Below are 18886 nucleotides of genomic sequence, written 5' to 3' on the forward strand. Positions count from 1 at the left end.
CGGTTACCCCAGATTGGCGGGACCGAAGGCGTGGGGCAGCAGTTCGGACAGGCGCAGCTCAAGCCCGCCGTTATCGCCATCGCACCAGATGAGCGGATCGGTACCGCCCAGCTGCGCCAGTTCGTTGAGAACCTGCCGGCAGCGCCCGCATGGCGTGACCGTGGCCCCGCTGCCCGGCTGGCCGGGCACGCTGCCTGTCACCGCCACGGCGATCAATCCGCCCCTCCCGCCGGAGGACAGGACTTTCGCCGAAGCCACCGTCTCTGCGCACAGTGACAGGCCGTAACTCGCGTTTTCGACATTGGCGCCGGTCACCACCGAGCCGTCCGCGAAAAGCAGTGCGGCGCCGACATGGAACTTCGAATAAGGCGCATAGGCCAGACCCGCCGCCTCGCGGGCCGCCGCGATCAGGGCCTCACGGTCCGGCGCCGCGCTCATGGCTGCACGACGACCCAGCGTAGGCCGTCGGCCGCCACCTCGTTTGCCAGCGCACCGTTCGCCGTCCACAGCGTCCAGGGGCGCCCGCCATAATCCGGCAGCAAGCGGTCGCGCATGAGCCAGAGGTTGCGGTCGAGCTTGTTGGCCACCTGATAACGCGACTCGAACCCGGGCGAGACTTTCAGGATCACCGCCTTGCCGGCATGGGTCTCGACCTGGTTGAGGAAAGTCATCAGTTCGCTTTCGACTTTGGCGTCGGAGACTTTCACCGGGCAGTCGCCGGCCAGCATCTCGAGATCGACGACCGGCGGCAACAGATCCGCATCGCGCGGCACCGTGGTGACGAAATTCGCCGCCTGCTTTTCTGCCGGCTGGCAAGGATCGTAGCGGTGAACCGCGCCCACCTGCATGCCGATTGCCCGTGCAGCCTCGAAATTCTCCACGAAACGCGGATCGCGGGCAAATGCGCTGGCGCTGGCGTCGATATAGGCGAAGTCGGCGCCGATGGCCTTGATCGACTTCCAGTTCACCGGACCGTCGTCGACGCCGATCTCCACGCCCTGCACCGGATAGATCGCGCGATCCGGCGTCCAGTGGCGCAAGTGCCACCAGCCCCAGGCACCTGCGACGATCGCGATGAGCAGGACCGCGCCAAGCAGCCGCAGCTTCCAGCCGGTGCCGCCTGCCCGCGCCCTTCCGGCGCTTTTTCTTCGTGCCATGTCCTGCCCCCTCAACCGCGGATATGCAGGACGCAGATCAGGGTGAAAAGCCGCCTTGCCGTGGGGAAGTCGGTCTCGATCTTCCCCTCGAGCCGTTCGACGAGCAGTTCGGCCGCCTCGTTGTGGACGCCGCGCCGGGCCATGTCGATCGTTTCGATTTCCTGCGGCGTCGCCTTGCGAATCGCCTGGTAGTAGCTTTCGCAGATCGCGAAATATTCGCGGATGGGACGGCGGAATCGCGCGAGTCCCAGCACCATCGTCTCCAGCGCGGCGCCCTTCTCGTCCGAGATTTCCAGCGAAAGGCGCCCGTCCCGCACCGAAAGCCGCAGGTGGTAAGGGCCTTCGTGACCGGCCTCGAATGCGCGTATCGGCTTGAAAATATTGTCTTCGATAAGATCGAAGATGGCGATACGCCGTTCCTGCTCGATATCGGCGTTGCGCCACAGAATGGTCGCGTCGTCGAGTTCGATATGCGTGATGCGCGGGTCCGCCATGATGCGAACGGCCTTTACGCGCTTGCAGCATGGGCGGGCAAGCCGTTCCGTATCCTTCCACAAGCTGTGGATGAAAATGGCAACACTCGTGGCTTGCTGGCAGCACTCGAGAAGAGCATTGTCGACCTCCTCATGTCGCAAGAACAGCTTCTACTTCGGGTCTCCGATACCAACGATTCCGCCCAAGTGCGGGCCCTGCCCTCCAACGTCGAGGCCGAGGCCGCGTTCCTGGGCGCGGTCCTGATCGACAACCGCGTGATCGAGGAACTGCAGACCCAGCTTGGGCCGCAACACTTCTTCGAACCCGTCCATGCCCGCATCTACGAGCGTATCCTGGGACTGCTGGACCGCAAGGCGGTGGTTACCCCGGTCACGTTGCGGCCGTATTTCGAAGCGGACGAACAGCTCAAGGCGCTGGGCGGCGTTTCCTACCTCGCCCGCCTGACTGCCGATGGACAGGGCCTGCTGGCCCCGCGCGAACTGGCCGAACAGATCTACGACCTTGCGCTCCTGCGCGAACTGATCTCGGTCGGCCGCGGCCTCGTCGAAGGGGCCATGGACACCTCCGAATCGGTCGAGCCGATGGAGCAGATCGAACAGGCCGAGGCTGCGCTCTACAAGGTGGCGGAAGGCGCCGCGACCGCGAATGAGGCGCAGAGCTTCGGCGTCGCCACCCGCACCGCCATTTCGGCCATCGAGAAGGCGTTCAATTCGGGCGGCCACATCTCGGGCAAGACCACCGGCCTCACTTCGGTCAACCAGAAGATCGGCGGCCTGCACGATTCCGACCTCATCATCCTCGCCGGACGTCCCGGCATGGGCAAGACCTCGCTCGTCACCAACATCGCCTTCAACGCCGCCGACCGGCTGCAGCGCGACCATGCCGACGGCATCGAGACCGAAAAGTCGGTGGGTGCGGCGGTTGCCTTCTTCAGCCTGGAAATGAGCGCCGACCAGCTCGCCACGCGTATCCTCGCCGAACAGTCGGGCATCAGTTCCGAAGCGCTGCGCATGGGCAAGATCAGCCGCGAGGACTTCCAGCAGCTTTCCTTCGCCAGCCAGCGACTGGCGGAACTGCCCCTGTTCATCGACGATACGCCCGGCCTTTCCATCGCCGCGCTACGCACCCGTGCCCGCCGCCTGAAGCGCCGCCACGACATCGGCCTCGTCATCATCGACTACCTGCAGCTCCTTTCGGGCTCTGGCCGCGCGACCGACAACCGCGTCAACGAGATTTCGGAAATTTCGCGCGGTCTCAAGACCCTGGCGAAGGAACTTCACGTTCCGGTTATCGCCCTTTCGCAGCTTTCGCGTGCGGTCGAACAGCGCGACGACAAGCGCCCGATGCTTTCCGACCTTCGCGAGTCGGGCTCGATCGAGCAGGACGCCGACATGGTCTGGTTCGTCTACCGCGAAGACTATTACGTGAAGGCGACCGAGCCGAAGTTCCCCAGCGACACGGACTCCCCCGACGTCAAGGACAAGTGGGAAGCCTGGCGCCAGAAGATGGAAGAAGTCACCGGCCTGTCCGAACTGATCATCGCCAAGCAGCGCCACGGCGCCACCGGCAAGGTGCGCCTGCGCTTCGAGGCGCGCATTACCAAGTTCTCCGACCTCGCTCCGGACGATCTCAGGGCCAACCAGTACGACAGTGACTGACGGCCGGGTCCTGCTGGTGGCCGGGGGCAGCGGCTCGGTCGGCAGCGCCATCGCGCACGAGGCATTGGCCGAAGGCTGGAAGGTCGCCGTTCACGGGCGCAGCGAGGACAAGGTTCACGCCCTCGTCGCCGGCCTTTCCGACCAGGGCACGATAGACGGGTTCATTGCGGATATCCGGGAGGACGAGGCCGCCGAAACGCTCGTCGCGGAAGTGGCCGAACACTTCGGCCGGATCGACGCGGTGATCGACTGCACGACTTGCGGACCGATGGGTATAACCGGCCTGTTTCCAGAGACTTCACCCGATGTCTTCACGGACTTTCTCGACGTCTCGGTGGGCTGGTTCGAGAGGCTGGCCCATGCCGCATTTGCCTTTCTCGCGCAGGAAGGCGGAACGCTGATCGCTTTCGTTTCCGATGCCGGAATCCATGCCGCACGCCGCCAGACCCTTGTCGGCGCGGCGCGCGCCGCGACCATCGGCTTCATCCGAAACTTCGCCATCGAGGCCGCGCGCGACGGGATTCGGGCTCACGCGATCTCGCCAAGCTATGTCGCTGGAACCGACACCTCCCGGCGCAAGGGCGCGGAATTCATGTCGCGCGTGTCCCGAAGGGCCGGCCTCAGCCTGCCAACGCCAGAGGATATCGCGCCGATTGCACTGTTCTTGTGCGGCGACAGGGCCCGCAGGATCACCGGGCAAGTGATCAGCATAAACGGCGGCCTGAGCGCCTGAGAGCCGCCGCTTCGCTTGCGAACGGTCTCAGGCGGAAAGATCGTTGCGCATCGCCCGGGCAAGGACGACCATGAAGCGGCTGTCTTCGTCGCACCATGTCGAGAGCGGTTCCCAGCCGCCGCCGAGAAGCAGTGTCGCAGCGCTACGCATGTCGTACTTGTGGCTGTTCTCGGTGTGGATCGTTTCACCCTCGTCCATGGTGAAGTGCCGTCCGCAGACTTCGAAACCGATGTCCCGCTGCGCTACCAGATGCATCTCGATCCGCGCGTGACGGTCGTTCCACACGGCGCGATGACGCAGGCCGTCGAGGGGCAGCGATCCATCGAGTTCGCGGTTGATGCGGGCGGCCAGGTTGAGGTTGAAAGCGGCAGTCACGCCGCGCGCGTCGTCATAGGCAGCCTCGAGAACCGGACGCGGCTTGACCCGGTCCATGCCGATCAGCAGCAGGCTGTCCGGCCCCAGCGTCTCCCGCATGGAGCGCAGCAGATCTATCGCCGCGCGCGGTTCCATGTTGCCGATGGTCGAGCCGGGAAAGAAACCCAGCCGTTGTTCCTGCTCCATCCCATCGGGCAGCAGCGCCTCTATCGCGATGGGCTGCATGAAATCGGCCTCGGCGGGTACGATCGGCAGTTCGGGATAGGAGTCCTCCAGCGGGCCGCAGGCATCGCGCAGGAAATCGCCGGAAATGTCGATGGGCAGATAGGCGCTGGGCGCCGCGGCATCGAGCAGAAGCGGCGTCTTGGTTGCGCTGCCCGCGCCGAATTCAACGATCACCCGGCCCGAACCGACGGCGCGGCCGATTTCGTCCTGCCGGTCGGTGAGTATGCCGATCTCGGTGCGCGTGGGATAGTATTCCTCGAGCTGGGTGATTTCCTCGAACAATTCGCTGCCGCGCCGGTCGTAGAACCAGCGGGCGGGGATCGCCTTGCGCGGTTGGGACAGGCCTTGCAGCACCTCTGCCCGGAATTGCGCCTGGAGTGTATCGCGCGGTATTTCGGAAAGGCAGGGTGCGGCAGTGGCCATGGCTTACAGATCCCTTGCTAGACGCAGGCCGGTGAACTGCCAGCGCTGATATGGTTGGAAGAAATTGCGGTAGGTGGCCCGTGAATGGCCACGCGGCGTGGCGCAGCTTGCGCCTTTCAGCACACATTGGCCGCTCATGAACTTGCCGTTGTATTCTCCCACCGCGCCCTCAGCCGGGCGGAAGCGGGGATAGGGAAGATAGGCCGAGCGGGTCCATTGCCAGCAGTCGCCGAACAACTGGTCCGTGCCGGAGGGATGGACCGCACCGCCGTCCCACTGCACGCCCGCTGACGGATCGCTGTCGCGCGCGGCGACTTCCCACTCGAACTCGGTGGGCAGCCGCAGCCCGGCCCAGGTCGCAAAGGCGTCAGCCTCATAATGGCTGATATGCGTGACCGGCGCATCCGGATCGCGGTCTCGCCACCCGCCGAGCGTGAAGGCCTCGCCCTCGCGCCAGTAGAACGGCGCTGCGATGGCATTCTCCTGCACCCAGGCCCAGCCGTCCGAAAGCCACAGGCCCGCCGTGCGATAGCCGCCATCGGCGATGAACGCGTCCCATTCGCGGTTGGTGACGAGCCTGCGCGACAGGGCGAAGGGTTCGAGCAGAACGCGGTGCGCAGGGCCTTCGTTGTCGAAGGCGAAGGCGGGGCCCTTGTGTCCGATCATCGCGATCCCGCCGGGATGCTCGATCCAGCCCTGATCGCCCTGCCCGCGATCCACCCCGCCCTCGGGCAGGTCGCCGTAAGCGGGACCCAGCGGATTGCGCCAGAGCGCGTGCTTGATGTCGGTGAGCAGCAGTTCCTGGTGCTGCTCTTCATGGGCGATGCCCAGCGCGATCAGGTCGGCCAGTTCATCTCGCTCGAGCAGGCCTTCCATCGCCGCGTCGACATGGGCGCGATAGTCCAGCACCTCGTCGAGCGAGGGGCGCGAGAGCATGCCGCGCGCGGCTCTGGCGTGGCGTTCGCCCTCGGCCTCGTAGTAGGAATTGAACAGGTAGGGCCAACGCTCGTCGAACAGGCCATAGCCGTTCAGATGATCGCGCAGCAGGAAGGTTTCGAAGAACCACGTGGTATGCGCCAGATGCCACTTGGCAGGCGATGCATCGGGCATCGACTGGATCGTCGCATCGGCATCCGACAGCGGGGAAACCAACGAGACGCTGGCACTGCGCAAGGTCCGAAAGCGTTCGGACAGGCTGCGGGATCGCCCCGCCGCGGACAGACTGTGCGCAAGGTCCATGGGAAGCCTAACGCCCTTGCGGCGCTCAGGCTCCCCATCGACCAATTAATTTATGCTGCCTGCTTGTGGTGAGCGGTCGCTTCGAGGTTGAGCAGGTCTGCCATTTCGAACGCGAGTTCGATCGACTGCGCGCCGTTGAGGCGCGGGTCGCAATGGGTGTGGTAGCGATCGGCCAGCGCCTCGTCGGTAATGGCGATGGCGCCGCCGGTGCACTCGGTCACGTCCTGCCCGGTCATCTCGATGTGGATGCCGCCCGCATGGGTGCCCTCGGCTCGGTGGACGGCGAAGAAGCCGCGGACTTCGCCGAGGATACGTTCGAAGGGACGGGTCTTGAAGCCCGATTCCGCCTTGATGACGTTGCCGTGCATCGGGTCGCACGACCAGACGACCGGGTGCCCTTCCGCCTTTACCGCGCGCACCAGCTTGGGCAGCCCGGCCTCGACCTTGTCATGCCCGAAGCGGCTTATGAGGGTCATGCGGCCCGGCTCGCGCGAGGGGTTGAGCGTGTCGAGCATATGCAGCAGCGCGTCGGGCTCCAGCGAAGGGCCGCACTTCATGCCGATCGGATTGCCCACGCCGCGCAGGAATTCGACGTGAGCCGAACCCTCGAAGCGGGTGCGATCGCCGATCCACAGCATGTGGGCCGAACAGTCGTACCAATCGCCGGTCAGCGAATCGCGGCGGGTCAGCGCCTGCTCGTACGGCAGCAGCAGCGCCTCGTGGCTGGTGTAGAAGCTGGTGCCCTGCAGCTGCGGCACGGTCGTCGGATCGACGCCGCAGGCCGCCATGAAGTCCAGCGCCTCACCGATGCGGTCCGCCATCTGCGAGAACTTCTCGCCCCAGGGACTGCGGTCGATGTGATCGAGCGTCCACTGGTGAACCTGCCGCAGGTTCGCATAGCCGCCGCCCGCGAAGGCACGTAGCAGGTTGAGCGTCGCAGCCGACTGCGAGAAGGCGCGCAGCATGCGCTCCGGATCGTTGCGGCGCGTTTCCGGCTCGAACTCGATGCCGTTGATGATGTCGCCGAAGTAGCTGGGCAGTTCCAGGTCGCCGGCCTTCTCGGTCGGCGCGGAACGCGGCTTGGCGAACTGGCCGGCCATGCGGCCGACCTTCACCACCGGCTGCTTGCTGGCGAAAGTCAGGATGACCGCCATCTGCAGCAGCACGCGGAACGTGTCGCGGATATTGTCGGGATGGAACTCTGCAAAGCTCTCGGCGCAGTCCCCGCCCTGGAGCAGGAAACCGCGGCCTTCGGCCACTTCGGCCAGGTCCTTCTTGAGCTCGCGCGCCTCGCCGGCAAAGACCAGCGGCGGGAACTTTGCAAGCGTGGCCTCAACCTCGCTCAGCTTCTCCGCATCGCCATAAACCGGAAGGTGGCGCGCTTCGTGCGCCTTCCAGCCGTCCGGGGTCCAATTGCTAGCCACTTCGGTTACTCCTCAAGTCGCGCCGCTCTCCCTGGCGCGCGCAAGCTAATGTAAGGCGGGCCCCATACCCTCCCGAAGCAATTTTTGCAAAGCCGGTTTGGCCGATCAGTATGATCGATTGCGCCCCGATTTCGCGGCGCCGGCCGCAAGGCCATGTGCCGCAAGGGTTTGCGACCGCCTGCTTCAGCGGCTGGCAATAGTCCCCGAAGTCTTGCCCTCGGGCATCACTTCCAGCCGCCACGAGGCATTCTTGCCCAGATAGCGGGCGGCCAGCGCCTGCATCTTTTCCGGCGTCGTCTCGGTATAATCGTAAAGGACGGTGCGGATCGTGCCGAAGCGCGAAGGCTCTTCGGTCGCGCCTTCGAGCTGGCTCATGAAGAACGAGGTGCTCGAAGCCGCGCGCGTTACCTGCTGCCGCAGCGGTTCGGTTACACGCGCCAGTTCGTCGGCCGTCGGCGGATTGTTGATCAGGTCCTGCGCGATCTCGTCGGCGGTCTGGAAGAACACGGAGACCGACTTGGGATCGACCTGCGCCATCGCCGTGATCGATCCGCCCGCCTGCAGGTCCACCGGCCAGGAGGAATAGACGTAGGGCGCGTAGCTCACGCCCAGCTTCTCGCGCACGGCATCGAGCAGGCGGTTGGTGAACAGCTGGGTCAGGATCTCCAGCTGGCGGGATTCGCGAATGCCCATCGAACCGCCGCCGGTCGGCCAGGAAATGACCGCCGCCGCCTGATCCGGGTCGCCGTGATGATGCAACACGATAGGCTTGTCGGATGGCTGGGGCACGGAGACGTTGGCAAGATCGGCAGTCGACGGCGCGGGCGTGCGCGGCTTGAGCGCGCCGAAGGTCTTCTCCAGCGATGCGATCGCCGCGGCCTTGTCGAAATCGCCGAAGATCTGCACTTCGACCGGACCGTCGTGCAGGGCCTTGCCCCACACACGCTTGAAGCCCTCGGGTGTGGTCGCCTCGATTTCGGCCGGGGTCGGCGTTGCGAAGCGCGGGTCCTCGCCGCGCTGGTAGAACTGCAGGTCGCGGTTCAGCACGCCCTGCGGCGACGTGGCGAAGGTATCGTACTGGATCTTCGCCGCTGCCTTCGCGCGCAGGAAAGGACTGGTGTCCCACTTGGGAAGGTCGAGCTTGGCCGCGAAAAGATACAGCTGGTCGGCAAGGTCGGACGGGCGCGTCTCGGCAGAGAACTGGAACGAGGCGTCCTGCACGTCGAAATCGAAGCCGAGCTTGCGCCCGGTGGCGACCCTGTCGAGATCTTCCTGGCCCAGCGTGGCCACGCCCGAGCCGACCAGCGCGTACTGGCCCAGCGTGATGTAGGGCGCATCCTTGGGATCGATCGAGCGATAGCCGCCGCCGAAGCGCACCTTGACCATGACCCGGCCCGGCTCTTCCTGAACCGGCCAGAGCAGGACCTTCACCCCGTTGGCGAAAGTCAGTTCCTCGATGTCGAGCAGCCCCACCGGCAATTCCGCCTCGGGCTTCGCCGGTTTGCCGATAGCCGGCAGCTGGTCGAACGATACGGGAGCCGCATTGGCGGCCAGACGCACGCTCTCATCCGGCTTGACCGGATCGAGCAGGGCCTGGCGCAATTCGGCATCGCTCGCCTGTCCGGCCTTCTGCGTGGTGAACAGCCCGCGCGTCACGGTGCCCGAGAACAGCGCCTGTGTGTGCTCGAGGACGGCCTTGGGCGTGAAGAGCGGCTTCGTCTCGCGGAAGATGCGCAGCACGTCCTGCGGCGCGGCCACAGTCTCGCGGATGTCGAGCGCGTTGACGAGATCGTCGGCCAGCTTCGAGCCGGGCAGGATGCGCTGCTGCTCGACCGGGACCTGGAAGGCCACATCCAGTTCGGCCACTTCGCGGTCGATCTCTTCCTGCGTCGGCGGGCGGGAGACGGCATCGGCGATGACCGCGCGCACGTCCTTCAGCGCGGCTTCCCAGTCGTCGCCGAGCGGGGTCACGGAGACGAACGTCGCATCGGCCGAGCGCGAGACGTCGTCCTGGTTGACCGAGGCAGAGAGATAACTGCCCCCTGCCCGCGCCTTCGATTCCAGACGACGGTTGATGATGGCCTGCGCGATCGAATCGATCATCAGCCCCTGATTATAGACGATGTTGTCCGTCACCTGCCGCCAGGGACGCAGGATTGCGTACATCATCGAGGGCGGCAGGTCGGGTTCGACGAGCACGCGGGTTTCGCCCACGGGGTTGCGGGGATCGGCCCCGGCCGGCGCAGCCGGATCGCCGAAGCTGGGCGCGGGAGAACGCGCGCCGCTGGCCTTCCAGTCGCCGAACCACTTCTTCACGTAGCTGGCCAGCGTCGCCGGATCGGCGTCACCCGCCACGATCACCGCCACGTTATCGGGCCGGTACCAGCGCGAATAGAAGGCCCGTACCGACTGCGGCGTCGCCGCAGTCAGGGACTGCACGGTGCCGATCGGTTCACGCACGGACAGCGGCTGCCCGGCGTAGAAGACTTGCTGCATCGCGTCCTGCACGCGCTTGGAAGCGCCGCCGCGTTCGCGCATTTCAGCCAGCACGATCGGCAGGTCGGACTTGAGGTTGGAGGCCGACAACGTGGGCGCGCTGACCATGCCCGACATCAGCTTGAAGGTCTCGTCGAGCGATTCCGGCGTCGCATTGGGCAGATCGAGCTTGAACACCGTCTGCGTCGTCGAGGTCACGGCATTGGTATCGCTGCCGAAGGTCGCGCCCAGGCGCTGGAAGGCGGCAATCGCCGTGCCCTCGGGAATGTACTTCGACTGGCGGAAGAGCATGTGCTCGAGAAGGTGCGCATAACCGCGCTCGGAGTCCTTCTCATAGAGAGAGCCGGCATCGACGCGAATGCGGATCGAGACTTGCCCGGGCGGCACGCCGTTCTTGCGCACGGCGTAGCGCAGACCGTTCGAAAGCTCGCCAAAGTGCCAATCCGGATCGTGCGGAATGTCGCTGCCGCGATAGAGCCACGGGTCGCTGTCATCGAGCTTGGCCGGAGCGGCGACTTCCTGGGCCAGGACGGGCTGGACCGGAGTCTGGCTGAGCAGCATCAGGCAGGCGAGCGAGCGAGCGGCGGCGCGCGAATAATTCGTCATCCCGCAAGCTATAGGACTGCCCAGCCTTAAGGACCAGTGAATAGCACGGAAAACCCCGTCGATGCGGCACATTTCGGGACTCTTAACCTACCGCTGCACTTGACCCTCCGGCCACATTACCTAAATCGCAGTCACCATGTTCATCGAAACCGAAACCACGCCCAATCCCGCCACGCTCAAGTTCCTGCCCGGGCGGCAGGTGATGACCGGCGGGACGCGCGAATTCACCTCGCCAGAAGATGCCGGCGCCTCCCCCCTCGCCGAAGCACTGTTCGATCTGGGCGACGTGACCGGCGTGTTCTTCGGGCAGGAATTCATTTCCGTCACCGCGGCGCCGGGGGTCGAATGGCCGGGCCTCAAGCCCCAGGTCGTCTCGATCCTGCTCGACCACTTCGTTTCGGAAGCTCCGCTCTTCGTCGGTGGAGACGCCAGCGGCATCGCCGTACCGCCCGATGCGGACGAGGATTTCGGAGACGATCCCGCCGATGCCGACATCGTTGCGCAGATCAAGGACCTGATCGAGACGCGCGTGCGCCCGGCCGTTGCCAACGACGGCGGCGACATCATCTATCGCGGCTACCGCGAGGGCGTCGTCTACTTGGCGATGCAAGGCGCCTGCTCGGGCTGCCCGTCCTCTACCGCAACGCTCAAGCATGGCATCGAAAGCCTGCTCAAGCACTACGTCCCGGAAGTCAGCGAAGTGCGAGCCGCGTGAGCCTGCGCAATACCGCGCGCTGAGCCGCCGTGACTGCAGACAACACGTTCGACAAAACCAGACCAGGAAGAATGAGAACCCTCGTAATCGACAGCGCTACCGAGGCTTGTTCGGTTGCCTTGTTCGACGGCGACGATCTTGTCGCCGGAGAGTTCCGCATGCTCGGCCGGGGCCACGCCGAGGCCCTGGTGCCGATGATTTCGGCCCTGCCCGAACGGGGCCGCGCCGATTGCATTGCCGTCGCTCTCGGCCCGGGCAGCTTCACCGGCGTGCGCGTGGGACTGGCAACGGCCCGCGCCCTGGCACTGGCATGGGGGGCCGAGACGCGCGGCTATTCGAGCCTCGCGATGATCGCCGCCATGGCCCGCGCCGAACACGGGGACGTTCCCGTCGCAGTCGCGATGACCGGCGGACACGGAGAATGGTTCACCCAGGGCTTTGCCCCCAACGGCGACACGACTCGCGCCCTCGCCTCGCTCAAGCCGGGCGATGCCGCACAGGCGAGCACCGAGGCGATGGTTGCCGGCAACCAGGCCAGAGCGCTTGTCGACAGGCGCGGTAGCGGCGAAGCGCTTGAGACCTGGCCGGACGCGCGCGCCTTTTCCCGGTTGCCGTACCAGGCGTTCCTGGCCGAACTGCATCCGGTCTATGGCCGCGAACCCGATGCGAAATTGCCGCTGGCGAAGCAGGCATGAATGACGACATAGACCGGCTCATGGCGGTCATGTCCGCCGGATTTGATCCGATCTGGGGCGAAGCCTGGAACCGTCGGCAGGTCGAAGATGCCATCGCGTTCGGCTTCACGCATTACTTCCTGATCTCTCCGGAGGGCAAAGCCTCACCCGAAGGTGAAGTTGTCGCCGGCTTTTCTCTGTCACGCACCGGTTTCGAAGAAGAGGAATTGCTGCTTCTTGCCGTTCGCCCGGAATACCGCAGGCGTGGCCTTGGGCGCATCATGCTCAATTCTTTGCGGGAATCCGCTCGCGAAAGAGGCGCAAAACGCCTGCTGCTTGAAATGAGAAGAGGTAATCCGGCCGAATCCCTTTATAGAGATTTCGGATTTGGCGTCATCGGCGAAAGACCAGACTACTATCGAACAGCCGATGGTCAGCGGATCGACGCAATTACCTTCGCCTGCGACATCTCAAGGTAAGGTGTTACAAATTGATGCAAGTGATTTGAACTCATCTACGATTGAGTCCGAATCGCTGAAATGAACTTGTATTCTTCAAAGAAATGGTTCAGTGGACGCAGCGGCTAGTATAAGCTCGCCCAATCCCCCCAGTAATGCGGTCGCAAAGAGGTCCAAACATGGAAGACATCCAAATCGATACCAATGAAACGCTGATCACGCTGACGTCCGACATCGTCGCAGCGCATGTAAGCAACAACAGCGTTTCCGTCGAAGATCTGCCTGCGCTTATCACCAACGTCTACGGTGCACTCTCCGGACTTGGCAGCGCTGCGGCCGTTGAAGAAGAAAAGCCGGAACCGGCAGTATCCGTGCGCGCTTCGGTGAAGCCGGACTATATTATCTGTCTTGAGGACGGCAAGAAGCTGAAGATGCTCAAGCGCCACCTCATGACCCACTACAACATGACCCCGGAAGAATATCGCGCGCGCTGGAACCTGCCCGCCGACTATCCGATGGTCGCCCCCAACTATGCCGAAAAGCGCCGCGAACTCGCGAAGAAGATCGGCCTCGGTCGCAAGCCCAATGCTCGTCGCGGACGCAAGCCCAAGGCTGCCGCCTGATCGACCGACAGACGGTTGAGATTCCGGGCGCATCGGCCTAACGTGGCCGGTGCGCCCTACTTGTTTTTATAGGTCAAACGTGCACCAACCCATCGACCTCGAAGCTCTTTGTCATGAACGTGGTCTTCGGATCACCGATCAGCGCCGAGTCATTGCAAAAGTTCTTTCCGAAAGCACCGATCACCCCGACGTCGAAAAACTGTACGAACGCGCCACGGCCATCGACCCGGGCATCTCGATTGCCACGGTCTACCGCACGGTTCGCCTGTTCGAAGAAGCGGGCATCCTCGATCGTCACGATTTCGGTGACGGGCGCGCCCGCTACGAAGCTGCACCGGAAGCGCATCACGACCACATGATCGACGTCGAATCCGGCGCCGTCATCGAATTCGTCGATCCGGAACTGGAATCCCTGCAGCGTCAGATCGCCGAAAAGCTGGGTTTCCGGCTTGTCGATCACCGCATGGAACTGTTCGGCGTCAGGATCGACCGCGAGGACGGTGAAGCCCGCAAGTAACATCACGGACCCGGCCCGTCTGCAGCGCATCGCGCCGCTGGGCTGGGTCCTGATTGCCTGCCGGATCGTCCTCCTGCTGGCCAGCGTGGTGACGTGCGTCGCACTCTATTACCTGTTGGCGCCCTTCACATCGGCCAATCCCATCCCCCGCCTGTTCCTCAGGCTCGTCGCGGCCATCGCCGGCCTGCGCCTGCGCACGGCGGGCGAGCACCCCGGCCCCCGCGCGTTCTTCCTCGCCAATCACGTAAGCTGGCTGGACATTCCGGCCATTGCCGGCGTCACCGGCTCCGCCTTCGTCGCGCATGACGGCCTGGCGGCGATCGGCCCGCTACGCTGGCTGTGCGCAATGAACGACACCGTCTTCATCGCCCGGCACGACCGCCGCGGCGTTGCCGCCCAGGTCCGCCTGGTTCGCGAGGCGCTTCACGATACCGGCGCGCTGACGATCTTTCCGGAAGGAACGACAGGCGAAGGCACGCGGCTCCTGCCCTTCAAGTCCTCTCTGCTGTCCGCTATCGATGCCGACATCGAGCATGTGCCGATCCAGCCGGTCTGGCTCGACTATGGCCCGCGGGTTGCGGACATTGCATGGGTCGGTAGCGAACCGGGGCTGAGCAATGCCATGCGGATACTCGCCCGGTGGCGGCCGATCCCGCTGACCATCCACTTCCTCGCCCCGCTGGTGGGTGAGGAGCGCACTGACCGCAAGGCCATCGCCCGCGCCGCTCGTGCGCGAATCGAAGCGGCCATGCACGAAACCTGACCGGAGCCTAATGGCCCCGGACAGTCACCCGCCGCACATTCTGTGAGGAATCAGCGCGTCGCGTTGTAGGCGAGTTGCTTGTCGTCGAGCTGGAAGCCGACCAGCACTTCGAAGGACGCGCGCGCCAGGGCGGCCTTCACCGTCGGGTCCGCCAGCGGATCGAGCGCGGCATCGCTTTCGCCCGCCTTGCGCTTGCGGGTGATCTGATCGCGGATTTCCGGCGGCAGAGTCGCAGCGGCGCGATCGATATAGGCGATGCCGGTGCCCTGGGCCTGCGCCCGAGCCTGTCCATCGGCGAAATTGAGCGTCACGCTGCCCACGCGCTTGGAAACAACCGATGTGCCACCCTGCAGGACAGTCACGAAATAGGGCAAGGTCACCTGGCGCGGCCCGCTGGTGTCGGTGCGGTTGGCGAACACATCGAAGCTGACATTGGCGGTGACCCTGTCGCCCACATCCTCGTTGCACTGGCTGCGCACGTTGGTCATCGCGCCCACGACGTCGATATTGGCGGCGGTATGTTCGCCTGCGCCGCGGAAAAGCGTCACGTCGCCGGTGTAGTTGGGAATGCCCACCGCCGGACAGCGACTGCGCACTGCCGTGATGCCTACGCCGGAGTCGACCACGATCTCACCCTTCTTGGCACAACCACTGAGCCCGGTCAGCGCGGCGGCAGAGCAGAGAATTGTGGCAGTCAATCGGCGTGCATTCATCTTGGCTTCCTCGAATGGCATGCGCTTGCCCTAGCGATGCAAGCGGCAAAGCGCTAGAGGCGGCAACATGAATGCCCCCTTTCCGTCCACGAGCAAGCTGCCATTGCGGCTCCTTATCGCTGCCCCGCGCGGATTCTGCGCCGGAGTCGACCGTGCCATCGAGATCGTCGAGCGCGCGCTCGAGATATACGGTGCGCCCGTCTATGTCCGCCACGAGATCGTCCATAACAAGTTCGTGGTCGATGGCCTGAAAGCCAAAGGCGCCATCTTCGTCGAGACCGTCGACGACGTTCCCGACGGGGTCCCGGTGATCTTCAGCGCGCACGGCGTTCCCAAGTCGGTGCCGGCCAAGGCCACCGAGCGCGGCCTTGAATGGCTCGATGCCACCTGCCCGCTGGTCAGCAAGGTCCATCGCCAGGCCGAGCGGCAGATCGAGGCCGGCCGCCACATCCTGTTCATCGGCCATGCCGGCCACCCCGAAGTCATCGGCACTTTCGGCCAGGTTCCCGAAGGCAACATGACGCTGGTGGAAACCGTCGAGGACGTGGCCCGCCTGCCGTTCGGGCCGGACGATGCGCTCTCCTATCTCTCGCAGACCACGCTTTCGGTGGACGATACCGCGCAGATCATCGCCGCCATTCAGGAGCGCTACCCGCAGGTCGTCGCGCCCAAGGCCGAGGACATCTGCTACGCGACCTCCAACCGCCAGGCCGCGGTCAAGGAAGTGGCGCCCAAGTGCCAGCTGATGTTCGTGATCGGCGCGCCCAACAGCTCCAACTCGCTGCGCCTCGTCGAGGTCGCCCAGCGTGCCGGGGCCTGTGCGCAGCTGATCCAGCGCGCTGCCGACATCAATCCGCGCTGGCTCGATGGCGTCGATACGGTCGGCATCACCGCCGGCGCATCCGCGCCCGAGGAACTCGTTAACGAAGTCGTCGCCCGCCTCAAGGAACTGCGGCAGGTCGATCAGGAAGAAGTGGTGACCGAAAAGGAGCACATCACTTTCAAGCTTCCGCGCCAGCTCGTGCGCTGAGGGACAGGACATGGCAGTCTATACCCGCCTCGGAGCAGAGGACATGGCCGGCATCATCGCGGCCTTCGACGTCGGCACGCTGATTTCGGCAAAGGGCATCGCGGAAGGCGTGTCCAACAGCAACTGGCTCATCGAGACGCAGGACACGAAGGGCCAGGCCCGCCGCTTCATCCTGACGATGTACGAAACGCGCACGGATGTTGCGGACCTTCCGTTCTTCCTTGGCCTGCTCGATCACCTCGCGGCGAAGCAATGCCCGGTGCCGCGTACGATTCACGATCGCGAAGGTGCCAGCTTTCGCCTTCACGAAGGCAAGGCGCTGGCGCTGATCGAATTCCTTCCCGGGGTCTCGGTCAGCGAACCGACCACGGGACAAGCGCGTGCCGTAGGCGCAACGCTGGCACAGGTTCACCTTGCCGCGCAGGACTTTCCCGCCGCACGCGACAACTCGATGGGACTGGCGGCCTGGCAGGAACTGCTGGGCGCCTGCGGCCATGACGGGCTCGCATCGATCGACCCGGATCTGGCGCGCCTCGTCGACCACGAGCTGCCGCTGATCGCGTCGCTTTGGCCATCCAACCTGCCGCGCGGCGTGATCCATGCCGACCTTTTTCCCGACAACGTGCTGATGCTGGGCGACAAGGTCACCGGCCTGATCGACTTCTACTTCGCCTGCACCGACGTGACTGCATACGACATTGCCGTGACCCACGCAGCATGGTGCTTCAGCGCCGACGGCACCACGTTCCAGCCCGAGCTGTCGAGCGCCTTGCTCGAAGGCTACGAGACGGTGCGTCCCTTGCTGCCGGAAGAGCGGATGGCCCTGCCGATCCTTGCGCGGGCAGCGGCGATGCGCTTCCTTGCCACGCGCGCCTACGACTGGCTGAATACGCCGGACGACGCGCTGGTCACCCCCAAGGACCCCATGGCCTTCGCCCGCCGCCTGCAGTTCTACGCCGATCCCGCCAACGAAGGGATTTTTGCGCGATGAAGCAGGTCGACATCTTCACCGACGGCGCCTGCAAGGGCAATCCCGGCCCGGGTGGCTGGGGCGTGCTCCTGCGCATGGGCCCGCATGAGAAGGAAATGTCCGGCGGCGAGCCGGAGACCACCAACAACCGCATGGAGATGACCGCCGTCATCAAGGGCCTCAATGCCCTGATCGAGCCGTGCGAAGTGGTGATCCACAGCGACAGCAAATACGTCATCGACGGCATGACCAAGTGGGTCCACGGCTGGCGCAAGAAGGGCTGGGTCAATGCCAGCAAGCAACCTGTGCGCAATGCGGACCTGTGGCACGAGCTGATCGAAGCGGTCGCCCGGCACAAGGTGCACTGGCAATGGGTGCGTGGCCATTCCGGCCATGTCGAGAACGAACGAGTAGACAAGCTGGCGAGCGATGCCGCCCAGTCCGCAGGACACTAGGACAGCCCCCCTGCCCGACACTGCCGATGCCGGTTCTGCCGGCCTGCTTGCCCGAACCAACGCACGAATTCGCGGCGAGCTGCATGCCCTGATCACCCCCGGGCCGCGCATGGCCGATGAATGGGCCTGCGTGGCATCCGTGCTGCTTTCCATCGTCTTCGCGCACCTGATCGGCGCGAAGATGATCGCCTGGGCCGCATTCTCGGCATACGTCCTGCTCAAGAGCGATGTCGGCGAAACCCTGCTGCGCGGCGTGCTGCGCATGACGGGCACTTCCATCGGCATTCTGCTTGCGGTCCTGCTCGTGCCCATGGCGGCCAATTCGCTGCCCATGGCGATGGTCTGCGCGGGCGTGATCGGCGCGCTCGGCCTTTATGGCATGTTGACCGCCCGGCGCGCCTATGCCTGGCTGCTCTTCGGCCTGACCTTCGAGATGATCCTGCTCGACAAGCTGGAAAGGCCCGGGCTGGACACGATGGATTTCGCGCACACACGCCTGCTCGAAGTCGCTGCCGGGACCATGGCCTGCACGATCGTGAGTATTGTTGCGGCCCTACTCGCCCGTCAGAAGTGGCTGGGTTTCAAGCCTGACAAGCCGAAGCGCATCACCTGGAACCCGGTGGCCGCACGCCATGCGGCGCAAGCCGGCGTGGCGCTTGCCGCCCTGCCCGCGCTTCACGCCATTCTCGGGCTGCGCGAGCTGGCGCAGGCGGGCATCACGATCCTCGTCGTGATGATCGTGCCGGTTTCCGGCATTGGCCCGAGCGGCTTCATCCCCGTCACCCGGCGCCTGTTCCATCGTGCACTGGGAAGCCTGGCGGGCGGCGCGCTCGCGCTGGGCGTGCTGGCCATAGCCCATGGCAGCCCGCCCCTGCTCATCGCCGGGACCTGCCTTGGCATCGTGCTGGGCCGCCATATCGAGAACGGCCTGCCCAGCGTGACCTATATCGGCCTGCAATTCACCCTGACAGTGCTCATCGTGCTGATCCCGGACAGCTACGAAAACGTCGCCATCGAACCTGCATTGATGCGGCTCGCCAGCGCTTTCATCGGCATGATCGTGCTCGAGCCGGTCCTGCTGGCCTGGCACCTGATCGCACCGCGCAAGGCGGCTCACGCAAAGCAGGAACCCTAGTC

Annotated in this window: 20 protein-coding genes; 12 read left to right on the forward strand and 8 right to left on the reverse strand. The window is 64.8% G+C overall.

Translation table 11 applies throughout. From position 1 onward, the window contains the following. Positions 1–3: 3 nt before the first annotated feature. The 3 genes from J3474_RS13825 to J3474_RS13835 are packed head-to-tail and all read right to left on the reverse strand — an operon-like array spanning position 4 to position 1651. The gene (locus J3474_RS13825) at positions 4–438 is read right to left on the reverse strand and encodes a cytidine deaminase (protein ID WP_207094569.1); all 435 of its coding nucleotides are present in this window, start codon (positions 436–438) and stop codon (positions 4–6) included. Further along, a complete protein-coding gene (locus J3474_RS13830; RefSeq protein ID WP_013833138.1) occupies positions 435–1157 on the reverse strand; it encodes a glycoside hydrolase family 25 protein in 723 nt (240 codons plus the stop codon). The genes J3474_RS13825 and J3474_RS13830 overlap by 4 nt, the downstream gene beginning before the upstream one ends. Before the next feature lie 11 nt (positions 1158–1168). Next, positions 1169–1651, reverse strand: a complete 483-nt coding sequence (locus J3474_RS13835) for a UPF0262 family protein (protein ID WP_007011542.1) — start codon at positions 1649–1651, stop codon at positions 1169–1171. A gap of 132 nt (positions 1652–1783) precedes the next feature. On the opposite strand from J3474_RS13835, the gene J3474_RS13840 reads away from it, so the two are divergent. Together J3474_RS13840 and J3474_RS13845 are read left to right on the forward strand one after the other, a co-directional pair. Further along, positions 1784–3310: a replicative DNA helicase gene (locus J3474_RS13840; protein ID WP_013833137.1), complete on the forward strand. Its 1527-nt coding sequence runs from the start codon at positions 1784–1786 to the stop codon at positions 3308–3310. Further along, positions 3303–4043, forward strand: coding sequence for an SDR family NAD(P)-dependent oxidoreductase (locus tag J3474_RS13845; protein ID WP_207094570.1), 741 nt, complete (start codon positions 3303–3305; stop codon positions 4041–4043). Before J3474_RS13840 ends, J3474_RS13845 begins: the two co-directional genes overlap by 8 nt. 27 nt (positions 4044–4070) lie before the next feature. Here J3474_RS13845 and egtD read toward each other — a convergent pair whose 3' ends face one another. The 4 genes from egtD to J3474_RS13865 all read right to left on the reverse strand — a co-directional run bounded on the left by egtD (position 4071) and on the right by J3474_RS13865 (position 10831). Further along, positions 4071–5066 (reverse strand): L-histidine N(alpha)-methyltransferase, encoded by a 996-nt coding sequence (gene egtD / locus J3474_RS13850; protein WP_207094571.1) that lies wholly within the window; start codon positions 5064–5066, stop codon positions 4071–4073. Positions 5067–5069: 3 nt separating this feature from the next. Beyond that, complete coding sequence (egtB, locus tag J3474_RS13855) at positions 5070–6305, reverse strand: ergothioneine biosynthesis protein EgtB (RefSeq protein ID WP_207094572.1); 1236 nt, start codon at positions 6303–6305, stop codon at positions 5070–5072. 50 nt (positions 6306–6355) lie between these two features. Further along, the gene (locus J3474_RS13860; RefSeq protein ID WP_013833133.1) at positions 6356–7729 is read right to left on the reverse strand and encodes a class II 3-deoxy-7-phosphoheptulonate synthase; all 1374 of its coding nucleotides are present in this window, start codon (positions 7727–7729) and stop codon (positions 6356–6358) included. A 183-nt stretch (positions 7730–7912) separates the two neighbouring features. Then, positions 7913–10831, reverse strand: coding sequence for a pitrilysin family protein (locus tag J3474_RS13865; protein ID WP_207094573.1), 2919 nt, complete (start codon positions 10829–10831; stop codon positions 7913–7915). Positions 10832–10967: 136 nt separating this feature from the next. Here J3474_RS13865 and J3474_RS13870 point away from each other — a divergent pair, with 136 nt between their 5' ends. The 6 genes from J3474_RS13870 to J3474_RS13895 all read left to right on the forward strand — a co-directional run bounded on the left by J3474_RS13870 (position 10968) and on the right by J3474_RS13895 (position 14581). Next, entirely contained in the window at positions 10968–11546 is a 579-nt protein-coding gene (locus J3474_RS13870; RefSeq protein WP_207094574.1) for a NifU family protein, read from the forward strand. Positions 11547–11617: 71 nt separating this feature from the next. Continuing rightward, complete coding sequence (tsaB, locus tag J3474_RS13875; protein ID WP_207094575.1) at positions 11618–12241, forward strand: tRNA (adenosine(37)-N6)-threonylcarbamoyltransferase complex dimerization subunit type 1 TsaB; 624 nt, start codon at positions 11618–11620, stop codon at positions 12239–12241. Beyond that, positions 12238–12699 carry a GNAT family N-acetyltransferase gene (locus tag J3474_RS13880; RefSeq protein ID WP_013833129.1) on the forward strand — a complete coding sequence of 154 codons (462 nt, stop codon included), beginning with the start codon at positions 12238–12240 and terminating at the stop codon, positions 12697–12699. Before tsaB ends, J3474_RS13880 begins: the two co-directional genes overlap by 4 nt. A 158-nt stretch (positions 12700–12857) precedes the next feature. Continuing rightward, positions 12858–13301, forward strand: coding sequence for a MucR family transcriptional regulator (locus J3474_RS13885; protein ID WP_013833128.1), 444 nt, complete (start codon positions 12858–12860; stop codon positions 13299–13301). A gap of 79 nt (positions 13302–13380) precedes the next feature. Further along, the gene (locus J3474_RS13890) at positions 13381–13818 is read left to right on the forward strand and encodes a Fur family transcriptional regulator (protein WP_013833127.1); all 438 of its coding nucleotides are present in this window, start codon (positions 13381–13383) and stop codon (positions 13816–13818) included. Further along, entirely contained in the window at positions 13802–14581 is a 780-nt protein-coding gene (locus tag J3474_RS13895; RefSeq protein WP_207094576.1) for a 1-acyl-sn-glycerol-3-phosphate acyltransferase, read from the forward strand. Before J3474_RS13890 ends, J3474_RS13895 begins: the two co-directional genes overlap by 17 nt. 50 nt (positions 14582–14631) lie before the next feature. On the opposite strand, the gene J3474_RS13900 is transcribed toward J3474_RS13895, so the two are convergent. After that, positions 14632–15294, reverse strand: a complete 663-nt coding sequence (locus J3474_RS13900) for a hypothetical protein (protein ID WP_013833125.1) — start codon at positions 15292–15294, stop codon at positions 14632–14634. A gap of 67 nt (positions 15295–15361) precedes the next feature. Here J3474_RS13900 and ispH point away from each other — a divergent pair, with 67 nt between their 5' ends. Genes ispH through J3474_RS13920 form a run of 4 tightly spaced genes read left to right on the forward strand, consistent with a single transcriptional unit; the run spans position 15362 to position 18884 of the window. Beyond that, positions 15362–16324 (forward strand): 4-hydroxy-3-methylbut-2-enyl diphosphate reductase, encoded by a 963-nt coding sequence (gene ispH, locus J3474_RS13905; protein WP_207094577.1) that lies wholly within the window; start codon positions 15362–15364, stop codon positions 16322–16324. 10 nt (positions 16325–16334) lie between these two features. Next, positions 16335–17315, forward strand: a complete 981-nt coding sequence (thrB, locus tag J3474_RS13910) for a homoserine kinase (protein ID WP_207094578.1) — start codon at positions 16335–16337, stop codon at positions 17313–17315. Beyond that, positions 17312–17749, forward strand: a complete 438-nt coding sequence (gene rnhA, locus J3474_RS13915; protein ID WP_013833122.1) for a ribonuclease HI — start codon at positions 17312–17314, stop codon at positions 17747–17749. Before thrB ends, rnhA begins: the two co-directional genes overlap by 4 nt. Next, positions 17724–18884: an FUSC family protein gene (locus J3474_RS13920; protein WP_242528405.1), complete on the forward strand. Its 1161-nt coding sequence runs from the start codon at positions 17724–17726 to the stop codon at positions 18882–18884. The genes rnhA and J3474_RS13920 overlap by 26 nt, the downstream gene beginning before the upstream one ends. The last annotated feature ends 2 nt before the right edge of the window (positions 18885–18886 follow it).

The sequence above is a fragment of the Novosphingobium sp. PY1 genome (assembly GCF_017312445.1).
Classification (GTDB): domain Bacteria; phylum Pseudomonadota; class Alphaproteobacteria; order Sphingomonadales; family Sphingomonadaceae; genus Novosphingobium.

Coding starts and splice junctions, on each gene's coding strand:
- J3474_RS13825 (WP_207094569.1), bottom strand. CDS start 438: ATGAGCGCGGCGCCGGACCGTGAGGCCCTGATCGCGGCGGCCCGCGAG.
- J3474_RS13830 (WP_013833138.1), bottom strand. CDS start 1,157: ATGGCACGAAGAAAAAGCGCCGGAAGGGCGCGGGCAGGCGGCACCGGC.
- J3474_RS13835 (WP_007011542.1), bottom strand. CDS start 1,651: ATGGCGGACCCGCGCATCACGCATATCGAACTCGACGACGCGACCATT.
- J3474_RS13840 (WP_013833137.1), top strand. CDS start 1,784: ATGTCGCAAGAACAGCTTCTACTTCGGGTCTCCGATACCAACGATTCC.
- egtD (WP_207094571.1), bottom strand. CDS start 5,066: ATGGCCACTGCCGCACCCTGCCTTTCCGAAATACCGCGCGATACACTC.
- egtB (WP_207094572.1), bottom strand. CDS start 6,305: ATGGACCTTGCGCACAGTCTGTCCGCGGCGGGGCGATCCCGCAGCCTG.
- J3474_RS13865 (WP_207094573.1), bottom strand. CDS start 10,831: ATGACGAATTATTCGCGCGCCGCCGCTCGCTCGCTCGCCTGCCTGATG.
- J3474_RS13870 (WP_207094574.1), top strand. CDS start 10,968: ATGTTCATCGAAACCGAAACCACGCCCAATCCCGCCACGCTCAAGTTC.
- tsaB (WP_207094575.1), top strand. CDS start 11,618: ATGAGAACCCTCGTAATCGACAGCGCTACCGAGGCTTGTTCGGTTGCC.
- J3474_RS13880 (WP_013833129.1), top strand. CDS start 12,238: ATGAATGACGACATAGACCGGCTCATGGCGGTCATGTCCGCCGGATTT.
- J3474_RS13885 (WP_013833128.1), top strand. CDS start 12,858: ATGGAAGACATCCAAATCGATACCAATGAAACGCTGATCACGCTGACG.
- J3474_RS13900 (WP_013833125.1), bottom strand. CDS start 15,294: ATGAATGCACGCCGATTGACTGCCACAATTCTCTGCTCTGCCGCCGCG.
- ispH (WP_207094577.1), top strand. CDS start 15,362: ATGAATGCCCCCTTTCCGTCCACGAGCAAGCTGCCATTGCGGCTCCTT.
- thrB (WP_207094578.1), top strand. CDS start 16,335: ATGGCAGTCTATACCCGCCTCGGAGCAGAGGACATGGCCGGCATCATC.
- rnhA (WP_013833122.1), top strand. CDS start 17,312: ATGAAGCAGGTCGACATCTTCACCGACGGCGCCTGCAAGGGCAATCCC.
- J3474_RS13920 (WP_242528405.1), top strand. CDS start 17,724: ATGCCGCCCAGTCCGCAGGACACTAGGACAGCCCCCCTGCCCGACACT.